The organism is Peribacillus sp. SIMBA_075 (assembly GCF_046534585.1).
This window is the reverse complement of record NZ_JAWRYN010001459.1, coordinates 1-241: the sequence shown is the minus strand read 5'-3', so window position 1 is coordinate 241 and position 241 is coordinate 1. Positions and strand designations below refer to the sequence as shown.

At 26.1% G+C, this 241-nt stretch carries 1 pseudogene; it reads left to right on the top strand.

The features are described from left to right. Positions 1–241, top strand: a pseudogene (locus SB775_RS33225) (hypothetical protein); the annotation flags it as partial.

Here is a 241-nt window from a genome sequence, read left to right as displayed (position 1 = left end):
CTAACTTTTTATATAATCATGGGATTTTTTCTTTATTTAGGACTAAGTAAAAGAATAGCTGTTGTTTCAATTTTATGGTTAGCTGTTTCCGTTGCCATTATGGTAATTAGTAATATAGCTAACCACAGATTAACCACATTCATTGAATATCTTTCAATTTCGAATTATAGTCATTTATTTATTGCAGGAATAATGTTTTATCTGGTTAGACAAAAAGGACAAGTTAAATATCATTTAATTA